The sequence below is a fragment of the Paracoccus thiocyanatus genome (assembly GCF_900156255.1).
Classification (GTDB): Bacteria; Pseudomonadota; Alphaproteobacteria; order Rhodobacterales; family Rhodobacteraceae; genus Paracoccus; species Paracoccus thiocyanatus.
The window spans coordinates 69,170-86,846 of the sequence record NZ_FTMK01000007.1; the positions used below are offsets into that span (position 1 = coordinate 69,170).

Genomic DNA, 17,677 nt, shown 5'->3' on the forward strand with positions numbered 1-17,677 from the left:
CATTGCAGGAGGCAACGGATGAATCCCTTAGTTTTCAAGTCTTTAAGGGGCGAGAAAATGGGGAAATTGGCGGACGGTGAGGAACCGAACTAATCTTTAACTTTCAATCATCAAAGAGGGATGATGATACAAAATCATTCCGGAAGAAATCAATAGGTTGCGCAGAGGATTGTATCACCGTCTGGCGGTCTGGAAGTCCCTCAACCGCGTCAACGGCGGATGCCCTTCGATCCGGATTGCCAGATACTCTCCATCCTCGACTGGCGCCGTCCTGACGCACTTCCAATGGTCGCTCTTATCGCCAGGGTGCCTGAGCTGGGCGCCCCACCAGCCGTCCTCGCGCTGGAGCAGATCGACGATCAGGGCATCCGGGAAAGCTTCCGCGATATAGCTGCGTACCAGATCCTCCTCGGCATCCTCGGGGCCGTAGCCTTTCACATCCCACACAGCACGTCCTCCCATCGTGAAAATCAGCGTCCCGGAAGCCTAACGCCAATGCCGGCCCTTAGTGCCGTGGCGATCCGCTGAAGCTCGGCCGAGCGCAGGCCGGGATTGGGCATAGCAAGGGCTTTGCTCCAGGCCTTGGCCAGCATCGGGCCTTTCGGGTGCGCAGCAGCAGTACGCGCCAGCGCCCCCTCCAGTTCAGGATCACCCCGCAGGTCGTCGTTCATCGTGTCGATGACAGCGCCATCGAGGCGCGCCATGGCCAGTGCCAGCGCCTCGTCATCGGCGATCTGTTCCGACCACGCGCCGCCGAATGAGACGTTGCCGAGCTGTTGCTTCCTGTCCATTTCGCCCTCTTGCCTGATGAGAACATAAGTAGAACATTAACGGCCCGATGAACATCCGCAGGATCTAGAGAATGGGCCCGTTCCGCACGCTATACATCGACATGAACAGCTTCTTCGCGAGCGTCGAGCAGCAGCTGAACCCCGCGATTCGCGGCCAGCCGGTTGCCATCACCGCCATGGAGAATGAGAAGGGCTGCTGTGTCGCGGCCTCGTATGAGGCCAAGGCTTTCGGGGTGAAGACCGGCACCAGCGTACCCGACGCACGATCACTCTGTCCCGGCATCGTCTTCCTGCCTTCGCGTCACCGGCTCTATGTCCGCTTCAACCTGCGCGTCGCGGCCGTGCTGGACCGGTATGCCGAACTGGAGCGCATCCGCTCGGTGGATGAATTTCAGATCGTCCTCTCTGGCGAGGCCACCGAGTTGGACGGTGCCCGCGCGCTGGTCGCACGGCTCAAGTCCGCGGTGGCGGCCGAGGTCGGCGTATGCCTGCGGTTCTCGGCCGGGATCGGGCCGAATCACCTGCTGGCCAAGATCGCAGGGAAGCTTGAGAAGCCGGACGGCTGCCAGCACCTCGGGCCCGACAACATGCCCGGCCGGATCGCGGACCTGGCGCTGGACGATCTGCCGGGCATCTCGCGCTCGATGCGCACCCGGCTGGAGGCGGCCGGCGTGCGGGACATGGTGTCGCTGTGCCGCCTCGACCCGCGCCACGCGCGCGCCATCTGGCGATCGGTCGAGGGAGAGCGCTTCGTCCGGTCCTTGCAGGGCGAGCCCATCCCGCTGGTCAAGACGCGGCGTGGTGGCTTTGGCAACTCGAAGGTGCTGGCGCCGGAATTCCGCGCCCCCGCCGAGGCCTATCTGGTGTCGCGATGGCTGATCGAGAAGGCGGCCGCGCGGCTGCGACGGGAGGCGCGCGTCGCGGGCAGTTTCGCGCTGCATCTGTCACCGATGGGCGCGCCGCCGTGGGCGCGGTCGGTGCGCTGCGCGGCGACGCAGGACACGCTGGAGTTCATGCGGATGAACCGGGCGCTCTGGCGGCGTGCCTGGCCGTACATCCGGGGCCGCAAGCTCGCGGCCATAGGCGTGCATCTGGGCGACGTGGACTTCCTGACCGCGCGCACCGGCGACCTGCTCAAGCCGGTCGCCCCAGGCGAGATGACGGCCGGCGAGCGGGCTTCAGTCGCGGCGGACTTCATCAATCAGCGATTCGGACAAGGCACCATCCAGTTCGGGATCAACCGGCCGCATCCGGGGTTTTTCGAGCGTGGCTAAACGACGGTACGGAGGGCCACCGAGCCGAGATGCCGTTTTTTACGGAGGCCGGCCCGGCCGCGCAACTATGCGCGCGACGGCGCGGCACCCGGCGCGGTTGGCAGCGCCGTCACCTCTATACCCCCGCAGCTCGACGCAGCGCATCCGCGAGCCGGTCGACGGCATCGCCAGTCGCACCCTTCACCTTCTCGGCCGCGACCTCCTCCAGCTTTGCACGCGCCAGATCTGTCAGCACCTCGGCCGAGGGCTTCAGATTGCCGATCGCATCAGGCACGCTGCGCCGCGCATATTCCAGCACCAGGTCCACCGCGGCCTTGCCGGTCAGCTCGTGCTTGATGGCCAGTTGCGCCGCCGTATAAAGCGCCCAATGCAGCGCCTCGCGGTGGCTCGCCTCGATGTCGATGCCCCATTTGCGGCGCGCGGCGGCCGCGGCCCAGCCGATGACCCCGGTGATCGCCAGGCCGAGCAGTTCGAGCAGATGCGGCGCGGCCGCGTTGATGATGGATTGCATGTGATGCTCCTCAGTAGGTGGAAAACTCGCGCGCGACCAGGTCGCGCAGGCGGTCGCCGACGGTGATCGGATCGGCCGGCGCCGACATGCCCGGCAGGACCGTGATGTCCCATTTACTGCGCTGCACCACGCCGAGGGTGGGCTGCACCTCGGCATGCGACAGCGTGGACCAGCGCGAGACCGGGATGTCATAGGTCCGGCACAGCCGCGCGGTCTCGCGCGCGAGGGCCGAGACCTGCGCCGGCGTGATCGGCGCTTTGCCCCAGGCAAACGGCCGCTCCTGAGCCCCGGCCATGGCGCAGATCGACAGCCCGATGGCGCCGCCGTTTGCGTTGAGCGTGTGCGAGCGCGAGGTGGTCGGATCGACCGGCCAGCGGATCTTGCCCTCGCCATCGATCAGCGCGTGATAGGACCGCAGGTCCACGGCGTTCGGGCTATAGCCGCCCGCGGTCCAGTGCCAGTGGATGCGCGTGATCCCCGTCGGATGCTGGAACGGTAGACCCCGCGCCCGCTGCGCCTCGATCGCTGCGGCATAGGCGGCGCGGGTGCGCGGGCCGTCGATTCCGTCGATGGGTCCGGGCCAAAAGCCCAGGGCGGCGCAGCGCGCCTGCCGCGCGCGCACCGCGTTCATGACTGCTGTCATGTCGGTTCTCCAAATGAAAAAGCCCGCGCGAGGCGGGCGACGTGGCGGGATGTTCCGCGTTCATTCGCGGTTCGGTCCCGATTCTGAACTGATCGGTTCGGAAACGATCTGGGTCTGTTCCCGGATGTTCTCGCTGGCAGCTTTCCGCCAGCGCATGTTTTTGTGATGCAACTGCCGCGCGCGCCAAAGCTATATTGCTCTGTGAATTCTGCGGAGTACGAACGATGAAACTGGCACCGATGCTGCTGACCGCCTTGGCCGTTGCCGCCTTTGGTTCGGCCCCGGCCGCTGCCGATCCTGGACGCGGGCATGGCAAAGGCGGGTCCGCGCGTCATCACGACGGCCGCGGCCACAGGGACAGCCACCGCGCGCCGGTCCGCTATGTAACCGATTGCCCGCCCGGCCTCGCCAAGAAGAACCCGCCCTGCATTCCGCCCGGTCAGGTCGGCAAACGTTACGGCACCCGCGTCGGCGATACGCTACGCATCGGCGATTACCTGTTGATCCGCGATCTGGACCGGTACGGCCTGGAGCAGCGCCGGGGGTGGAACTACTACCGGGACGATGGCCGGATTTACCGCGTCGACAGCAGCACCCGGAAGATCCTCGCGGTGCTGAACCTGATCGACGCCTTCGCGAACTGAGAGAGGCTGGGCTTAAGGCAGTCTGGCGCCCGCCCGCGCCCCGCCGCAAAACGCCGCCATGAAAGCGACGCATGACGAAACCACCTTCACGCTGACCGGCGAGATCTGGTCCGCGACCTATCCCCTGGACGAGCTGCCGAAATGGCTGCGCTGGTATCGCAGCCGCAAGGCGCGGTTCCCGAAGGCCGGGAACAGCTACGACGCGACGATTGCCGCGCTGGAGGGGCTGGCGGGAGAGCTGGGCTACAGTGCCTTCCGATTGACCCACCAGCGCTCCAGCGCCGCGCAGATGCCGCGCGGGCCGAGGTAGGACAGCACCGCGATCAGCGCCACGGTCTGCGGGTCAGTCAGTTCCAGGTATTCGCCGGCGCCGTCACCGATCAGCGCCATCCCGATGGCCATCGGAAGCTCCCAGATCATGAACAACCCGAAGGCCGGGCGGCGGCGGGCCCGGACCTCGCCGGCATGCCACATCAGGCGGCCGACGACGGCAGCGACCATCGCCGTGCCGGCGCCGCCAATCAGTTTCTGCATGGCCTCGATGAGGCCGGGTTCAGGCGGTGTATCCATTGTCTCTCCGTTTGGCAAAGAAAAAGCCCCGCACAAGGCGGGGCTAATTCATTTGTTTAGTTTTCAGTCTCAGGTCGTTAGACCTCTACGAGAGCAGAAATGAACCCATCGTCCTTTTCGCCTTCTTGCGCCTTCTTGGGATACCAGGCGAACATATTCTGGATAATCGGCTTATCGTCCTTCTGATACCGAGACACCGTGATGGAGCTCTCCACCGGAACTCCAACACCCTCACCGTTCGCATGCACCAGGTGCTTGATCAGACGGAACGGTGGGTTCTCACGTTGCGGCGTCATCAGAGAGTAAGAATTGAGCGGCTGATCATCCACAGCAACCTCAACCCCGCCACCATTCTGCGACGCAACGACATAAGAAGCGAGGAGCAGGCCGTTTGCCGGAATGCGCAATTCATCCACAACAGGCGCGTATTCTCCGGCAAATGCGCCTGACTTAAAGTTCTCAACAGCTTCCGATTCAGGATGAATCAGCGTCAAGTCTTTTCCTTTTAGACCTTCCGCCTCCTCCGGAACAGATGCCGAGTCCAATGCGCTTACAACGAGCTCGCAAACAGCGTCCATCACTGTTTCACTGGTCACATAGTGTAGACCATTTTCATACATATCAGAAACTGAGACGCCCGTAGCACTGGCGATTTCTTTCACCTTTGCGCCAAAATCCAGCGGTGAAATTCCCCTGCTCTCGAAAAGCGCGAAAAGATCTTTATAATACTGATTGGGCTCACCAGTTTCCGCCACTTCAGCATCAACCTTCGTCCAGAATATCAGAGGAACAACCTTAATCGACCTTCTTGCGCAAAGAGTCAGCAACCAGTCTATATTATACATCAAGCTCGCGGCTGATTGCCCGTTCTTGAAATGATTTGACTCATTAAGGGCATACTCCCAAACGACAGTGCTGCCGTCAGGAATTGCGCCTGACTTTACCCGGAGAATTGCCATCAACGACGTAGCCGCGCCGATCGACAGATTCTCAACCTCGATACGATCCTCATAAGCGGTTTTCATTCGCGAAACCCAACCATTCCTCATAAGGGAGTTGGACCCGCCGGTGACATAAATCCGTTGCATTTGAAAAGCCCTTGCTGCTTGGATCGGAAGCTATTGCATAGGTGGTCGGGCGGATCAGATCAAGGCTAAGGCGGATCGACCACCCAAGTGTCGGGCGACAATGCAGAATTTTCGATCACGAGAACATTACAGCAACATCGCCGGGGCGAGGACCGTCGAGACCTCGCCCGCGCGCCGCGAATCATCACACCGCGTTCCCCAGGGCATCCACCCACGCCGAGCCCGTCCAGGTGATCTCGACGCCGAGGTCGGTGTCGAAGAACTTCTCGAAGAGAAACGGCGGGCTCGGCCTTTGAGAGGTTGGGCCTCCATTCCCGGCAACCCGGTTGGGGAACGCTAGTGCGTCGGGATTTCGTCGCGCTGACCGAGAACTGGCCCCGCCCAGAACCTGTCCCGGCCGGCCGTTCGCACCGTAGCGGATGAGCTGCTGATCGGCGACATAGCCGCGATGGCGGATGGCCGAGTAGTAGAACTGCGCCACTGTCGGATTGTCGTGAATGTCGTTGTAAACCTCCGCACTCTCCGTACCGATTAGGAAATCGCCAGCCACGCCTCCGCTCACATCGACTTGGATGTTACCGCCGGTCAGGACATGCCGACCAAAACGCGGTGAATGCCCGCCATGCTCGATCAAGCAGTGATCGAGGTTCACCGTTTCCGCCACGTCATAACCGATGGCCATGAAGTTCCCGCCGAAGTTATTCGCGACCGGCGGCGACCCGTGGACCTTGGACCCTGGACCAAAATCCACGCCATTGTTGTCCACGAGTATTGCGCATGCTGAATGCGAAATCTCGCCGCCGACCAGCCTGAGATTATGGTAAGTTACATCATTGTTTTGCCCCCTGTTCGTCAGCATGAAATCAGACGAGCGTCCTTGATACAGTCCACACGCAACTGAGACCGCAGCACCATGGACGGTCAGCTGCGCCGCATGGGACAGGATGACCTGATCGCCAACATGGGAGGTCACCCGCGCGGTCAGGGTTCCGAAATCAGACGGCGCGCCCTGCTGCCCACAGCGGAACACGGTGATATATCGCCCCACCAGGCTCCGCGAGATCGGTCTGGAAAGTTCCAGTAGGGCCGACCCGGCCTCAATTGAGCCCCGGATCGCTTCGAAACTGCCGACCTGACCGGTTACATTGGCGGCTGGAACCTTGACCAGCCTGACATGGTGCGCGTCAAGTACTTCGTCCACCGGCGACCAGTGGACCTGGCGCAATCCGCCGCGAGCAGGGCCCGCGCCCGCAAGCGCGAACGACAGGCCAGCATGGCCGCTTTCAAACACCGGCTCGGTAGCCTCAATGATATTTCCGACATTGGAAAATCGAACCGATGCAGACATGAAGCCGTCGCCACCAAAATCAGTAGGCTGGTATCCGCAACGCAGAATATCCATCTCGTTAACCGTGGAATTAAAGAAGTTCTCGGTGAACTTTCCATAATTGCACAGGTTATTGATATAGACTCGATCCAGATTTGCCGCGTTTAGGGACATGGTTTTCATGCCAATCACATCCATATTCGGGTTCATTTCCCCCGTGATATACATGCGCCCCCTGATCTGGGGAGAAAGCTGGCGCGAGGAAGATTGCTCCCACCGCCAAACGGCCTTCGGAACAGGTTCAACGATCCCCTCGGCGGCCCAGAAACCGGACGTTCTGACCGCCGCACGTGCGCTCCAGTTCTTGATCTGGAATTTGACGCCCGAGCAATCGAACTCAACCCGACTGTCATCGAACAAGTTGCTCATGTCCCAAAGGCTCTGCGCGAAGTACTCGCTGAACACCTCATCATTGACGGCCAGCGTGATTGGTCTGTAACGCACCAAACCATGTCGCCCCGGAGACGTGGACCACCAGTCCATGAACTCGTCATGAAACAACTGCACCGCCGCCGTGACTCGAGCCTCATCCTGATCGGCAGAGTTCGCCAGGCCGGCGTAATAATAGTCCTCGTCATCCAGATATTCGGACAGATTCCACTCCAAAGACGTGCGTTTTACGTAGCGGTCGATCCAGTTTTGAACAGAAACCCCGGGCGTGGTCGTGACCACCTGATCGGCCTGTGTCGCCGTGCCAACACGGCGGCTCCAAGAACCAGCGTAGGTTGCTCCGCCTCCATCCACCAGCGCGGTCAGCAGGTCGCCTGGCGCGAAATTGACGCCATCGACAACGCCGCCACCGGTTACTGACCATTGGTCACCGGCCTGTACCGGGCTAGCGTCAGGCCGATCGGATGGGAAGGCGCCCGACGCCGCGTCCCAATCCCCCACCGGTCGGACACCGGTCACGAGAGCATCGACATCACTACGCAGGTCAGAAACCTCGTGCTGAAGCCCTGCAACGTCAACCTGCCGGGCATCGGCCTCCGCCTGATCCGCGGCCTCTCGAGCAAGCCTCTCTGCCGGCAGACCGGCCTCCAAGGCTGTCAGCCGCGTTGCAACATCAGGCGGCACATCGGAGGAATCGTCAACCAGCAGGCGCCAGAATTCGCCCCTGCGGGTCAGGAGATATGCCTTTCCTGCCTTCATCGCCCCCTGGGGCAGAATCTGGCCGGTGCTGGAAAAAATGGACCTCTCAGTATCACCCTCAATCAAGATCGAGGGGGCCGCCGGGCTGTCTCTGTTCGGAATGAACTCGACCTTGCTGTTGTCGGTGAGGTCGCCAGCCGAGATGTAGTTCGCCACTCCAGCGCTAAACCGGGCCAGATAGGGACCGGAACTCGACGCTATTGTGTTCAGTCGCGGTATCCCCGCATTCGCCACCGCCCAGGAGGTGTTCTGGACCTGTGCGATACCCCAATAAGGCCACGTATCGAACAGCGGGTCGTTAGTTGACCCTGGGCCGCGCACCTGGAGGGCCCGGCCGGCACCGGTGAAAATTTGGCCCAACGACCCCGGCAAAGCGGCCTGACCAGCCGCGACAGCAGCAGCTCGGGTAGAGAATATTCGGCCGCTGTTCGCCAGATCGGCCTTGGCGGCCAGTGCGGTCGCTAGATCTCGATCATCCACTGTACCGCTGCGGACGCGCCATGCGCTCGCGCCACGGCGCGTCAGGGTATAGGACCGGCCCGGCTTGAAGTATCCTGGGGGCAGAACCGTCCCGTCCGGGCTGAACACATCTCGCTCGATGTCGCCGTCGATGGTGAGCTTGACCGCACCCGTGTTTGTATCGACAGGGATGTATTCGACCGAAGTTCTGTCGGAAATCCGGGCCTCTGGGATGGAAAGTTCCGCGGCAATCGCGTCGCCCGTGCCGCTGATGTTGATCAGTGGAATCGCGCCTATGCCCAGCAAAGTGCCGGCCGGCGCGCGCACGATCACGCCCCACCGAGGTGCAGTTTCAAAGAGCGGATCATCGGTGTTCTGTCCCGGTCCACGAAACACCAGAAAATTTCCCTCTTGAGTGATAATCGGTCCCAGAATGCTCGGCAGATTCTCCTGTCCCAATGCGACCGCAGCCGCACGGGAGCTAAAGGTTTTGCCCGAGTTGGCGAGGTCCGCTTTGCCGTTCAATTCCATACGGTCAACGCTGCCCGTGGCCACGCGCCAGATCGTCCCGCGCCGGTCGAGGGTATAGGCCCGGCCGACGACAAAGAACTCTGCGGGAAGCCGCGTGCCGTCGGCGGAACGCAGGATCCGCGGCTCGTCGCCCGACACGAACAGCGTCACATCGGTCTCGGCATCGTTGGCGTTGGTCGCGGCCGGGATGTATCGCACCGACAGGCTGCCGGTGACCGTGACGCCGGCATTGACTGCCGCCGCAGCTAGGTCGGCGGTGATCACGGTGCCGTCGCCCCCGATGTTGACGAGCGGGATGATCGACCCGGCCTCCAGCGAGCCCTTGAGGCCATTGATGTCGGTCGCCCGGACAGATTCCGACAGGCGGATGATCTTGGTTTCCGGCGTGTTGAAATAGACATAGCCCAGCAAGCGCTGGCCGCCTGGAAGATCGCCAGCGGACAATTCCCCCCCATTGCGCGCCCGGATCAGGAACTCGGCGCCATCGATGTTGATGACGGGATCCGGCCCGGTGTTCGAGAACGGCCAGCGGAACCGAAGCTGCTGGCCCGCGTACAGGGTCATATGAGCCTGTCCGGCCGGGATGGTCGCCATGACCAACTGCCCCGTGCTGGCCTCGGTGTCGGTCTGCAGGGAGAGGACATCACCGAGGTTGCTGATCGACTCGACCAGATCCCTGTTGGGTATGCGAACGAGGACGCCCCAGCGCGGCGCGATTTCGAACAGCGGATCATCCTCGGTCTGACCCTGGCCGCGCACAACCAGGTAGTTGCCCTCGAGTGTGATGATGCGCCCCAGCGCCGCGGGCAGACGGTCCTGGCCAAAGCTCACCGCCTCGGCGCGGTTTGCGAAAACCTTGCCGCTATTGGCAAGGATGTCCTGGAGCGCGCCGGGATCGCCCAGGGTTTGGGCGATGGTCTTCATCAACTCGCGCAGATCGCGCATATTCGGCGTGTAGCGCGCAGTGGACCTGTCCCCGACCGGCAGCGGTCCATTGCTGCCCTGCCCGTCGCCGGTATAGCCGGTGTGGTCGCGCAGCAGGCGGTTGATGTCGTCAAGCAGAGCCATGCGGCCTCTCCATGCAAAAAAGGCCCGCCGGAGCGAGCCTGTCGGTCAGTGATGATCGGATGCGTTAGGGTGTGGTGATGGGTGCCGGGCCCGCGTAGGTGCCCTCGATCCCGGAAGAGTTCACGGCCACGACCCAGTACCAGTAGTCTGTGGCGGGGCTGGCGGTATCGTCCTGATATTCGCTGATCTGGCCGGACGCGCCGCCGGTTTCGCCCACCTGCCCGGCCTGGGATGGATCAGCGCTGGTGCCACGATAGATGCGGATCTTGCTGAACGAACCGTTCGGATTTCGCCAGCTTAGGTGGACGTATCCCGTGCCGTTCGACGGGATCAATTGCGTCGGCTGGCCGGGCGGAATGCCATTCTCCAGCACCGTGATCGGCCCCAGGTTTTCCCATTCGTCGATGCCGGTGAAAACGCCCTGGAAGCGGACCTGGGCTTGATATTGCTGGCGGTCCTGGACCACGCCCGAGCGGGCGATATAGCGCCCTCCTGAACTGATAAATCCGCCGCCTTCCATGGAAATCCATGCCGTGTCGCCGAGCTTGCGATAACGCGCCTGAATTTTCAGATCATCGCGATCGGGGATTTGCTCGGCCGTCACCGACAGCACCGCAAAAGCCGAATTTTCGTTCGGCCGCGTGATCACCTGGCTCAATGTGGCCACGATGTCCGGCGGCGGATCGCCCGCCGCGCCAATGGCAGAAGCTGGCGGCGCCCCCTCCTCCGTCGCGGGGTTCCACGCTGCCGCGGCCCGGTCCACCTTGGCCAGCTCGATCCGGCATTGCAGCGCCTGTGGGTCGAATTCATGATCGAGGACTTCGTATTCGCCCTGGATCACCCGACCGGACCCGTCCTGGGGCCGATAGTTCAGCATGATCGTGTGCCGCTGGCCGTGGGCAGCCGGGAAGCGCGCTTTCAGCCCGACCACATCGGTGATCATCTCGATCCTGGCGCGGTTGTCGTCATGCATCTGCATCTTGCCGCGGCGGCGCGCTTGCGAGGTGTCGGGGCACATCTCCAGCCGCAGCTCCTGCGCGATCTCGCCCTCGCGCGCGAGGCGGGCCTGGTCACGCCAGGCGTCGACTTCTGCGATCTCGTACTTTGCGCCGGCCGCCAGGTGATAGACCCGCAGCGTATTGTAGCCCTCGCGCTCGCTGATCGCCTCGCGGGTCTGGATCTGCTCGATGTCCTTGGCCGTCAAGGTGCAGGCCGGCGTCCCGAAGGGCCCGCCGATCAGGCCCACCTTGCCATCTTGCGTCTCGTAGGTGCTGATGCCGCTGGCCGCCTTCATCCGGTCCAGGACCGCCTTTGGATCCTCGTCCATCGTCCAGTAGCCCCAAAGCCGCATATTCGGCTCCGTACCGCCGGCGCGCTGCGGGATCGGCAGGTCGCACCAGTCCGCCATCGCCGAGACGCTGGCCCAATCGACCTCGGCAGGGTCGAGGCGATAGCCATCCGGATGGGTCAGGTAGTGGGCGATCACCAAGGCGGCATTGTCGGACCAGACGGTGCTGCCTGTGCGCGGATCGTAAACGCGCTGGCCCCGGACAACCCATTGATAGACCGTGTTGGACCCTTTCGGAAAAATCTTCATGAAATCTTCGCCGCCGGGCGCTCGGCTGCGGACAAGGAATGTCGCCTGGCCCTGAAGACGGTGATCCGCGCTCCAGATCGACGCGAATTTCTCCAACAACAGCGGGTAGTCCCCGCCCAGACCCGCGCCATTGCGGGTGGTGACGAAAACGAAGCCAGCCTTGTCGCCATAATCGACCTGGTCCCCGGTCAGCGACACGGCCTCCCCGTCGATCCAGAACTGCTCGAAAGCGTCGATGCGCCCGTGATTGGCCATGACCAGCTGGAACAGGGTGCCCTCTTTCACATCGAAGAAGGCTCGAATACCGCCGGCCAGATAGCGTCCCACATAGATCCGCCGCGGCGCATCGGTCTGGTTGATGACGGCCTGGATCTCATGCGTCGGGATGCTGGGCTTGGGCGCCAAGGCGCGCGACAAGGCCGACGCGGCCGCGGCAACCGCGATCTGTGCTGCTGAGACACCGATCTCCACGGCCGTCGCGAAGGACAGTCCCGCCGCCGAAGCAAGGAAGCTGGCTGCATACGCAACCGCGTAGCTGATCGCGGAAAAAATAGCCATTATTTCACCATCTGGATTTCCGCGACCCGGTAACCCGAGCGTTGAAGGATGCGCTGCGCAGCACCTCCGTTGCAGCTGAGCTTGATCAAGGTCGCGCCCTGCCGGTGCGCCCAGGCCTCGAACGCGCGCAGCAGCGCCAGGCCCGACCGATCCTCGGCATACCAACCCAGCTCGATCGCAACCGGATCGGGGTTGATCACCGTCTGCGCGATGCAGCCGGCGATAAACCCGCGCCCCGAGACGAAAGCGACGCCGCCAGGATCCTGGATCAGCGCGGCCAACGTCTCGCCGGTCTTCAGCCGGTCCACGCGCTGCGGGCCATCGACCGCAGCGGCCAGCCGCTCGATCATGTCGATGATGCGGGGGATGTCCGCCTCCCCCGCTATCCGGCAGGGACCCATACGACGCTCCGGTCTTTCAGGCTGGGCGTCAGGTCGAGGCCCTTGTCGCCCGGAAACCGGGCTTTCTGGTCGGCCGGCGTCCAGCGTCCATGCGGCGGCTTGCCCTGCCACGACATGCGGCCATAAGCCTCCAGCTCGATGGTCCGCTCAACATGGCTCGACGTGCTGCGCATGTCGCGCATGCGGCCGGTGAACACGCTGATCGGCGATCCGATCAGCCGGCCCCGGTGGCCGCCGCCCTCGCCCGCCTCCTGCATCGAGAACAGCTGATAGAACAGCCGGCACGACCGGTTGTTGACCTCTGTCGCCTGGTTGTCGCAGCGCGCGATCATCTCGGGCGACGCGGCCGGGATGGTGAAAGTGATCATGCCGGCCGAGGTGCCGTAGGTCAGCGACATGGATGAAATCTGGATCACGTCCCCCGTGCCGCGGTAGGTCACGCCGCCGGTGGTCAGGTCCCCATATCCCAGCCACCACCGCTGCGGATTGGTCGCGAAATCCATCTGGCACAGGATGGTGCAGGCCACGTCCCCGCGGCGCAGCTCGGCATCGGGGATGTCATGGATCGACATCAGAACGCCTCGATGAAGGTAAGGGAGGTATCCTGCCGCGGCGACAGATCGGACGCGACAGGATCGCCGGATTCGAGCCGACACCGCAGCCGCAGCTGGTCCACCACCACCACCTCTCCGACCGGATAGGCCGCCCGCAGGTTCGGCATGAGCGAGACCCGCGCACGCTGGGGATGCTCGTCGATCGGCACAACATTCACGACCTGGTGCAACCGCGCGCCCAAGGTCACGAAATGGCCGGGCGAAAGATTCGACAGCGCCGGCGTGTCCACGTCGATATAGCTGTCGCGATAGGCCGCCGGCGCGCGCAGGGTAAACCCACCGAACTGCGGGGAGGTGAAGCCGATGTGGTCCGATGTGAAGGGCGCGCCTGGCCCGCCACGGACCAGCATCCGACCATTGCCGCCAAGCGGACGCCATTTGACATAGACCGGCACCACGCACTCCGCATTTGCCGCCCCCATCGCGGTGACGAAAGCCGACAGGGCAAGATGGCTCTGCATGTCGAAGGCGAACGCCTGCATGTCGAGGCGCCAAAAACCATTCATGGCGGGCTTGGCGAAGGTTTCCCCGTCGATATTCGTGAAAGGCTGAAGGCGCAGTCCCTCCAGCCGCGGCACAGATGATTGCAGCCGGACCGGCGCGGGAAAAGCGATCTGCATTATTTGCCCCCCGACAGGTATTGGCGCTGCACCTGTGACCGATTGTTCTGGGCTACGACGTGAGCCGAAACTTTTCCGCTAATGCGCTCGACGAAGGCTTGAAGGTTGCCATTTTGGTCTACGCCTACCCGGACATCTAAGGTCCCGTCAGAGGCCCCCGAACGGTCCGCCATGCGCTTACTGACATCATGCGGGATAATTCTGGTCCCCGATGGCAGATCCACGATCTCGCCGCCGCGCTCGTTAATTTCCGTCAGGCCGCCGCGCCAGTTACTGGTGCCGTTGGCATTTGCACCGATGCCGCCGAAAAGCCCGCCGAACGCCGAGGTCAGCATGTCGTTTCCGAAGCTCGCAAGCCATTGCGAAGCGACCTGCCGCAGCGCATCCTTCACCTTCGTGGAGCCGCTAATCACGCTCTGGAAGGCGGACTGTGCGGTGCTGGCGAAGCTGTTCATGCTCTCCGACAGGCTTTCCCCGCGCCCGCTGACAGCATCGGTGACGGACGCCATGGCATTCTGAACCCCTGGTGCGCCCTGGCCAATCCCATGCCCGAGCCCCTGCATCAGCCAGTTGCCGATCTGCTGGAAAACGCGAGACGGGCTATGCGTATCGAATTCGTCTTTCGCGGTGCCTGTGACGCTGTTCAGATAGCTGCGGAGCTCCTGGCGCTGGCCGTCGATGCCTTGGCCCACCCCCGAAATCAGGCCGCGACCTATATCCACTCCAACGCCGCGCATATCCTCAGCGCTGGCGGCCCCCGCCGAAGGATCAGCCCGGTTCCCCACGGACAGCGCATCCGCAATGGCATCTTTGACCGCGGTCGCCTTGTCGATGATTTTTTGTAGGAAGTCGATGAATGCCTGAAACTTTGCAGAGATCCAATCGATTGCCGCACCGACGGCGGCCTTGATGTCGTCGCCCCACACTTGCCATGCGGCGACAGCTGCGGCCGCGGCGGCGATGAAGAGCCCAACTGGCCCCGTGGCGGCGATTAGCAAGGAAAAAGCTCGCGACACCGTGCCAATGGCGAACAGGACCGGCCCTCCCAGCCCCAATGCAGCGGCAATACCCGCGGCGGCGTCCTGAACAGGGCCGGGAAGTTGCCCAAACCACTGGATCAGGCCCTCGATCTTCTGCACCGCCTTGTCCATCGCGGGCACAACCCGGTCTATCAGCACGTCCATGAACCGGTTAACAATTGGCAGGAGGGCTTCGGAAAGCCGGATCCGCACCCCGTCAACAGCTTGGCGCAGGGTGTCCAGCTTCTCCTGAAACTCCAGCGAACCGCGGATGGCGGTATCGGACATGACTGCGCCGGATCGCTCCGCGGCATTTCCAAACCCCTCCATCGCGGCGCCGCCATTCATCAGCAACGGGATCAGCGCCGTCGCATCCGATGCCATTGCCTCCATGTAGAAGGTCATCTGCTGCTGGTTCAGCCCCGCCTTTTGCAGGGTGTCCACATAAAGCTGAAGCGCCTGCGGGCCAGACAGATTCTTGAACTCCTCGGCCGTCACGCCCACCTTCGGCGCGACATTCTCGAAGAAATCGGCCATGGGACCGCCGCCGGTCTCCATGAAATCCCCGACCCGGTCGTTCACGTCCTTCAGGATGTCGGCCAGCTTGTCCTGCTGGATGCCGACCGTCTTGGAGCCAGCCGACCACCGTTGGAACTCTTTGGTGCTGGCATTGGCCAACTTCGACTGGATGCTGATTTCCTTGGCCGCATCAGCCGTGTTCTTCACCAGTGCAATCGCGGCGGCGCCGGCCGTGGCCATTGCGCCAGAGACGATGGACATCTTCTTGCCCATATCAGTCGCGGCCTTGCCGACCCTGTCTAGACCGCTGACCAGCTTCCCCGTCGCGCCCTGAACGCGCTTGACGCCCTGCGTAAACGCGGCACTATCCAGCCCGAGTGCAACGTAGAGCGAACCGATTGCCTGCGATGCCATGTTCTAGCCTTTGGATGATCCGATGATTACAAGATTCGCTTTGGCCATAACCATTGCCGGCGGCGGCGCCAGCCAATCCAACGCGCAAGAGGATTTGGCTAGGATGATAAGAGCGGGTGAATTGGGAAGCGTTCTCGCCAGCGAGGAAATTTGTGGCCTCAGCTACAAACAGGCCGCCATCGAGGCATGGATTGATAAGAACGTGCCGGCCGATGACATTATGTTCGCTTCGTCCCTGGACACCGCAGTTATGGGCGGAAAATTCGGATACCGCGACCAGACAACATCGGAGCGCACTGCCCACTGTGCGGCGATCAAGAAAACCGCCAAACACTACGGCTTCATCGACTAGCCCGAGCCAACGCCCGGTCAACCCGATCCCACGCGGCATGAAACTGCCTGACCCGTTCCGCGCGGGTTCTGGCGACATCCCTATGCCCAACGAAGGTTTTCAGATCAGGAGCCTTTTTCAAGTGCGGCAGCATTGCACCCCACCAGACCATTTCCCGCTCGCGCTCCAATCGAATCCCGGCACCCTCTATCTCGACCGAGTAGAGGCGCGGCGTGACTTCCCAAAAACGAGCAGGGTCCAGGCCCGCCGCGATATATTGCGCGCAGAGCCGCGCGAGATTCAGTCCTTCTTCTTGCCCTGCGCTCCGGCGTTTCCCACCGCATCCGGGAAAGCCGCAGAAAGCAGGCGTGCGAACAACTCGGGGTCGGCAGTCAGCATGTCATCCGCCAGCTCGGCTGCCGCTTCTTCGGGAACGCCGCCCTTCACCAAGGCACCGGCGACCCCGTCCAACATCACGTCAAACGCCGGAATTTTCTCGACACTGCCCGACAGCAGCCCTTTCAGGTCCGAGCCGTGGCGGGCTTGTAGCTTCGCCAGGACGCCAAAGGTCATACGAAGTTCGTAACCCTTCCCGCCAAACTCGTGGTGCAGCGCACCGGTCACATCAGCCATGATTTTACCTCAGGGATTTTCAGGGCGCGGGTTGGCCGTGCGCCGCTCGAAGATTTTCAGCGCCAGCGTGACCATGCGCTTCTCACCGACCGAACCCTGCGGCGTGAAGGCATTGACATAGCCGCGATAGGTCCGCCGGATGCCCCCGACATTGAACTCGATCAGTACGTCCTCATGCTGCCCGGTCTCGGTCAGGCCCGCCAGCGTGTCGAGCAGAACCTGCGATGCGTGCGTCGGCCAGTATTGTAGATCCTGCGACCAGTCCGCAGCCGACATAAGGCCGGGGATCGTTTCGCGGCTGCGACCAGGCGATTGCATATGCGTCACGTCGACATCGTCGGGCGTGCGCTCCGGCGCGTTCAGTTCTTCAATGCCGAAGATCTGCGTCCATTCCTCGACGGTCCCGTCAGGCGCGAGCGGCCCGATCCAGAGTTCGTCGTCCCAGGCCACCTCGGCCTGCGAAGCAAGTTCAGCCATGATCCGGCCTCCATGTCACGATGTAATCCTGCGAGATCCGGAAGGGCCGACCATCGGCGCCGCTCTCGAAAATCTCGCGCTCGGCATCAAACAGGATCAGCCGGATTTCCCCGGCGCGCGTCCCGTTGATTTCTCCCCTGACCGCACGGGACAGGGTTCGTGCGGCAGAACGGTCAGCACCGTAGCTGTCCACCTGAACGCGGTATTGGAAGAACCCGCCAGCGCCCTGCATATGCGGGTTATCGGTGGCGCTGATGATGTTCAGCACCAGATAGGGCAGGCCAGCACTCTGCGGCGCAATACCCCAGAATATCCGCTCGCCCACCAGAGATTGCACCGCCGAAGAACCCGACAGCAGCGCCCAGAAAACCTCGTCCAT

Annotated in this window: 19 protein-coding genes; 4 read left to right on the forward strand and 15 right to left on the reverse strand. The window is 62.7% G+C overall.

The window, feature by feature from the left end:
- Positions 1-174 precede the first annotated feature (174 nt).
- Entirely contained in the window at positions 175-447 is a 273-nt protein-coding gene (locus F3H32_RS07195) for a hypothetical protein (RefSeq protein ID WP_115754595.1), read from the reverse strand.
- 23 nt (positions 448-470) lie between these two features.
- Positions 471-791, reverse strand: coding sequence for a hypothetical protein (locus F3H32_RS07200; protein WP_115754594.1), 321 nt, complete (start codon positions 789-791; stop codon positions 471-473).
- A gap of 71 nt (positions 792-862) precedes the next feature.
- Between F3H32_RS07200 and F3H32_RS07205 the strand changes: the two genes are divergently transcribed.
- Positions 863-2,065, forward strand: coding sequence for a Y-family DNA polymerase (locus tag F3H32_RS07205; protein ID WP_115754593.1), 1,203 nt, complete (start codon positions 863-865; stop codon positions 2,063-2,065).
- 115 nt (positions 2,066-2,180) lie between these two features.
- On the opposite strand, the gene F3H32_RS07210 is transcribed toward F3H32_RS07205, so the two are convergent.
- A complete protein-coding gene (locus F3H32_RS07210) occupies positions 2,181-2,576 on the reverse strand; it encodes a hypothetical protein (RefSeq protein ID WP_149765246.1) in 396 nt (131 codons plus the stop codon).
- A 10-nt stretch (positions 2,577-2,586) separates the two neighbouring features.
- The gene (locus tag F3H32_RS07215) at positions 2,587-3,219 is read right to left on the reverse strand and encodes a peptidoglycan recognition protein family protein (protein ID WP_223191370.1); all 633 of its coding nucleotides are present in this window, start codon (positions 3,217-3,219) and stop codon (positions 2,587-2,589) included.
- Positions 3,220-3,458: 239 nt separating this feature from the next.
- Here F3H32_RS07215 and F3H32_RS07220 point away from each other — a divergent pair, with 239 nt between their 5' ends.
- Together F3H32_RS07220 and F3H32_RS07225 are read left to right on the forward strand one after the other, a co-directional pair.
- Positions 3,459-3,863, forward strand: coding sequence for a hypothetical protein (locus F3H32_RS07220; RefSeq protein ID WP_223191371.1), 405 nt, complete (start codon positions 3,459-3,461; stop codon positions 3,861-3,863).
- 58 nt (positions 3,864-3,921) lie between these two features.
- Positions 3,922-4,173: a hypothetical protein gene (locus tag F3H32_RS07225; protein ID WP_149765248.1), complete on the forward strand. Its 252-nt coding sequence runs from the start codon at positions 3,922-3,924 to the stop codon at positions 4,171-4,173.
- Here the strand turns inward: F3H32_RS07225 and F3H32_RS07230 are convergent.
- The 8 genes from F3H32_RS07230 to F3H32_RS07265 all read right to left on the reverse strand — a co-directional run bounded on the left by F3H32_RS07230 (position 4,107) and on the right by F3H32_RS07265 (position 15,857).
- Positions 4,107-4,433, reverse strand: a complete 327-nt coding sequence (locus tag F3H32_RS07230) for a phage holin family protein (protein ID WP_149765249.1) — start codon at positions 4,431-4,433, stop codon at positions 4,107-4,109. The two genes, F3H32_RS07225 and F3H32_RS07230, sit on opposite strands and share 67 nt — an antisense overlap.
- Before the next feature lie 77 nt (positions 4,434-4,510).
- Positions 4,511-5,521 carry a hypothetical protein gene (locus F3H32_RS07235; protein WP_188128615.1) on the reverse strand — a complete coding sequence of 337 codons (1,011 nt, stop codon included), beginning with the start codon at positions 5,519-5,521 and terminating at the stop codon, positions 4,511-4,513.
- A gap of 184 nt (positions 5,522-5,705) precedes the next feature.
- The gene (locus F3H32_RS07240) at positions 5,706-10,115 is read right to left on the reverse strand and encodes a hypothetical protein (protein ID WP_149765251.1); all 4,410 of its coding nucleotides are present in this window, start codon (positions 10,113-10,115) and stop codon (positions 5,706-5,708) included.
- 64 nt (positions 10,116-10,179) lie between these two features.
- Positions 10,180-12,270 carry a phage tail protein gene (locus F3H32_RS07245; RefSeq protein ID WP_149765252.1) on the reverse strand — a complete coding sequence of 697 codons (2,091 nt, stop codon included), beginning with the start codon at positions 12,268-12,270 and terminating at the stop codon, positions 10,180-10,182.
- Positions 12,270-12,620 (reverse strand): hypothetical protein, encoded by a 351-nt coding sequence (locus F3H32_RS07250; RefSeq protein WP_149765253.1) that lies wholly within the window; start codon positions 12,618-12,620, stop codon positions 12,270-12,272. The genes F3H32_RS07245 and F3H32_RS07250 overlap by 1 nt, the downstream gene beginning before the upstream one ends.
- Before the next feature lie 32 nt (positions 12,621-12,652).
- Complete coding sequence (locus F3H32_RS07255) at positions 12,653-13,243, reverse strand: hypothetical protein (protein WP_149765254.1); 591 nt, start codon at positions 13,241-13,243, stop codon at positions 12,653-12,655.
- On the reverse strand, positions 13,243-13,905 hold the full coding sequence (locus F3H32_RS07260) for a hypothetical protein (protein WP_149765255.1): 663 nt from the start codon (positions 13,903-13,905) through the stop codon (positions 13,243-13,245). Before F3H32_RS07260 ends, F3H32_RS07255 begins: the two co-directional genes overlap by 1 nt.
- Positions 13,905-15,857, reverse strand: a complete 1,953-nt coding sequence (locus tag F3H32_RS07265) for a phage tail tape measure protein (RefSeq protein WP_149765256.1) — start codon at positions 15,855-15,857, stop codon at positions 13,905-13,907. The genes F3H32_RS07260 and F3H32_RS07265 overlap by 1 nt, the downstream gene beginning before the upstream one ends.
- 22 nt (positions 15,858-15,879) lie before the next feature.
- Here F3H32_RS07265 and F3H32_RS07270 point away from each other — a divergent pair, with 22 nt between their 5' ends.
- On the forward strand, positions 15,880-16,209 hold the full coding sequence (locus tag F3H32_RS07270; protein ID WP_149765257.1) for a signal recognition particle: 330 nt from the start codon (positions 15,880-15,882) through the stop codon (positions 16,207-16,209).
- A 279-nt stretch (positions 16,210-16,488) separates the two neighbouring features.
- Here the strand turns inward: F3H32_RS07270 and F3H32_RS07275 are convergent, their stop codons facing one another.
- Genes F3H32_RS07275 through F3H32_RS07285 form a run of 3 tightly spaced genes read right to left on the reverse strand, consistent with a single transcriptional unit; the run spans position 16,489 to position 17,677 of the window.
- A complete protein-coding gene (locus F3H32_RS07275) occupies positions 16,489-16,821 on the reverse strand; it encodes a hypothetical protein (RefSeq protein WP_149765258.1) in 333 nt (110 codons plus the stop codon).
- Positions 16,822-16,830: 9 nt separating this feature from the next.
- Complete coding sequence (locus tag F3H32_RS07280) at positions 16,831-17,298, reverse strand: phage tail tube protein (protein WP_149765259.1); 468 nt, start codon at positions 17,296-17,298, stop codon at positions 16,831-16,833.
- Positions 17,291-17,677, reverse strand: a complete 387-nt coding sequence (locus F3H32_RS07285; protein ID WP_149765260.1) for a DUF3168 domain-containing protein — start codon at positions 17,675-17,677, stop codon at positions 17,291-17,293. The genes F3H32_RS07280 and F3H32_RS07285 overlap by 8 nt, the downstream gene beginning before the upstream one ends.

Excerpts from the sequence above, each read along its gene's own strand:
- F3H32_RS07260 (WP_149765255.1), bottom strand. The coding sequence starts at position 13,905 with ATGCAGATCGCTTTTCCCGCGCCGGTCCGGCTGCAATCATCTGTGCCG.
- F3H32_RS07200 (WP_115754594.1), bottom strand. The coding sequence starts at position 791 with ATGGACAGGAAGCAACAGCTCGGCAACGTCTCATTCGGCGGCGCGTGG.
- F3H32_RS07270 (WP_149765257.1), top strand. The coding sequence starts at position 15,880 with ATGATTACAAGATTCGCTTTGGCCATAACCATTGCCGGCGGCGGCGCC.
- F3H32_RS07245 (WP_149765252.1), bottom strand. The coding sequence starts at position 12,270 with ATGGCTATTTTTTCCGCGATCAGCTACGCGGTTGCGTATGCAGCCAGC.
- F3H32_RS07280 (WP_149765259.1), bottom strand. The coding sequence starts at position 17,298 with ATGGCTGAACTTGCTTCGCAGGCCGAGGTGGCCTGGGACGACGAACTC.
- F3H32_RS07225 (WP_149765248.1), top strand. The coding sequence starts at position 3,922 with ATGAAAGCGACGCATGACGAAACCACCTTCACGCTGACCGGCGAGATC.
- F3H32_RS07240 (WP_149765251.1), bottom strand. The coding sequence starts at position 10,115 with ATGGCTCTGCTTGACGACATCAACCGCCTGCTGCGCGACCACACCGGC.
- F3H32_RS07205 (WP_115754593.1), top strand. The coding sequence starts at position 863 with ATGGGCCCGTTCCGCACGCTATACATCGACATGAACAGCTTCTTCGCG.
- F3H32_RS07235 (WP_188128615.1), bottom strand. The coding sequence starts at position 5,521 with ATGCAACGGATTTATGTCACCGGCGGGTCCAACTCCCTTATGAGGAAT.
- F3H32_RS07285 (WP_149765260.1), bottom strand. The coding sequence starts at position 17,677 with ATGGACGAGGTTTTCTGGGCGCTGCTGTCGGGTTCTTCGGCGGTGCAA.
- F3H32_RS07210 (WP_149765246.1), bottom strand. The coding sequence starts at position 2,576 with ATGCAATCCATCATCAACGCGGCCGCGCCGCATCTGCTCGAACTGCTC.
- F3H32_RS07265 (WP_149765256.1), bottom strand. The coding sequence starts at position 15,857 with ATGGCATCGCAGGCAATCGGTTCGCTCTACGTTGCACTCGGGCTGGAT.
- F3H32_RS07250 (WP_149765253.1), bottom strand. The coding sequence starts at position 12,620 with ATGATCGAGCGGCTGGCCGCTGCGGTCGATGGCCCGCAGCGCGTGGAC.
- F3H32_RS07230 (WP_149765249.1), bottom strand. The coding sequence starts at position 4,433 with ATGGATACACCGCCTGAACCCGGCCTCATCGAGGCCATGCAGAAACTG.
- F3H32_RS07275 (WP_149765258.1), bottom strand. The coding sequence starts at position 16,821 with ATGGCTGATGTGACCGGTGCGCTGCACCACGAGTTTGGCGGGAAGGGT.
- F3H32_RS07220 (WP_223191371.1), top strand. The coding sequence starts at position 3,459 with ATGCTGCTGACCGCCTTGGCCGTTGCCGCCTTTGGTTCGGCCCCGGCC.
- F3H32_RS07215 (WP_223191370.1), bottom strand. The coding sequence starts at position 3,219 with ATGACAGCAGTCATGAACGCGGTGCGCGCGCGGCAGGCGCGCTGCGCC.
- F3H32_RS07255 (WP_149765254.1), bottom strand. The coding sequence starts at position 13,243 with ATGTCGATCCATGACATCCCCGATGCCGAGCTGCGCCGCGGGGACGTG.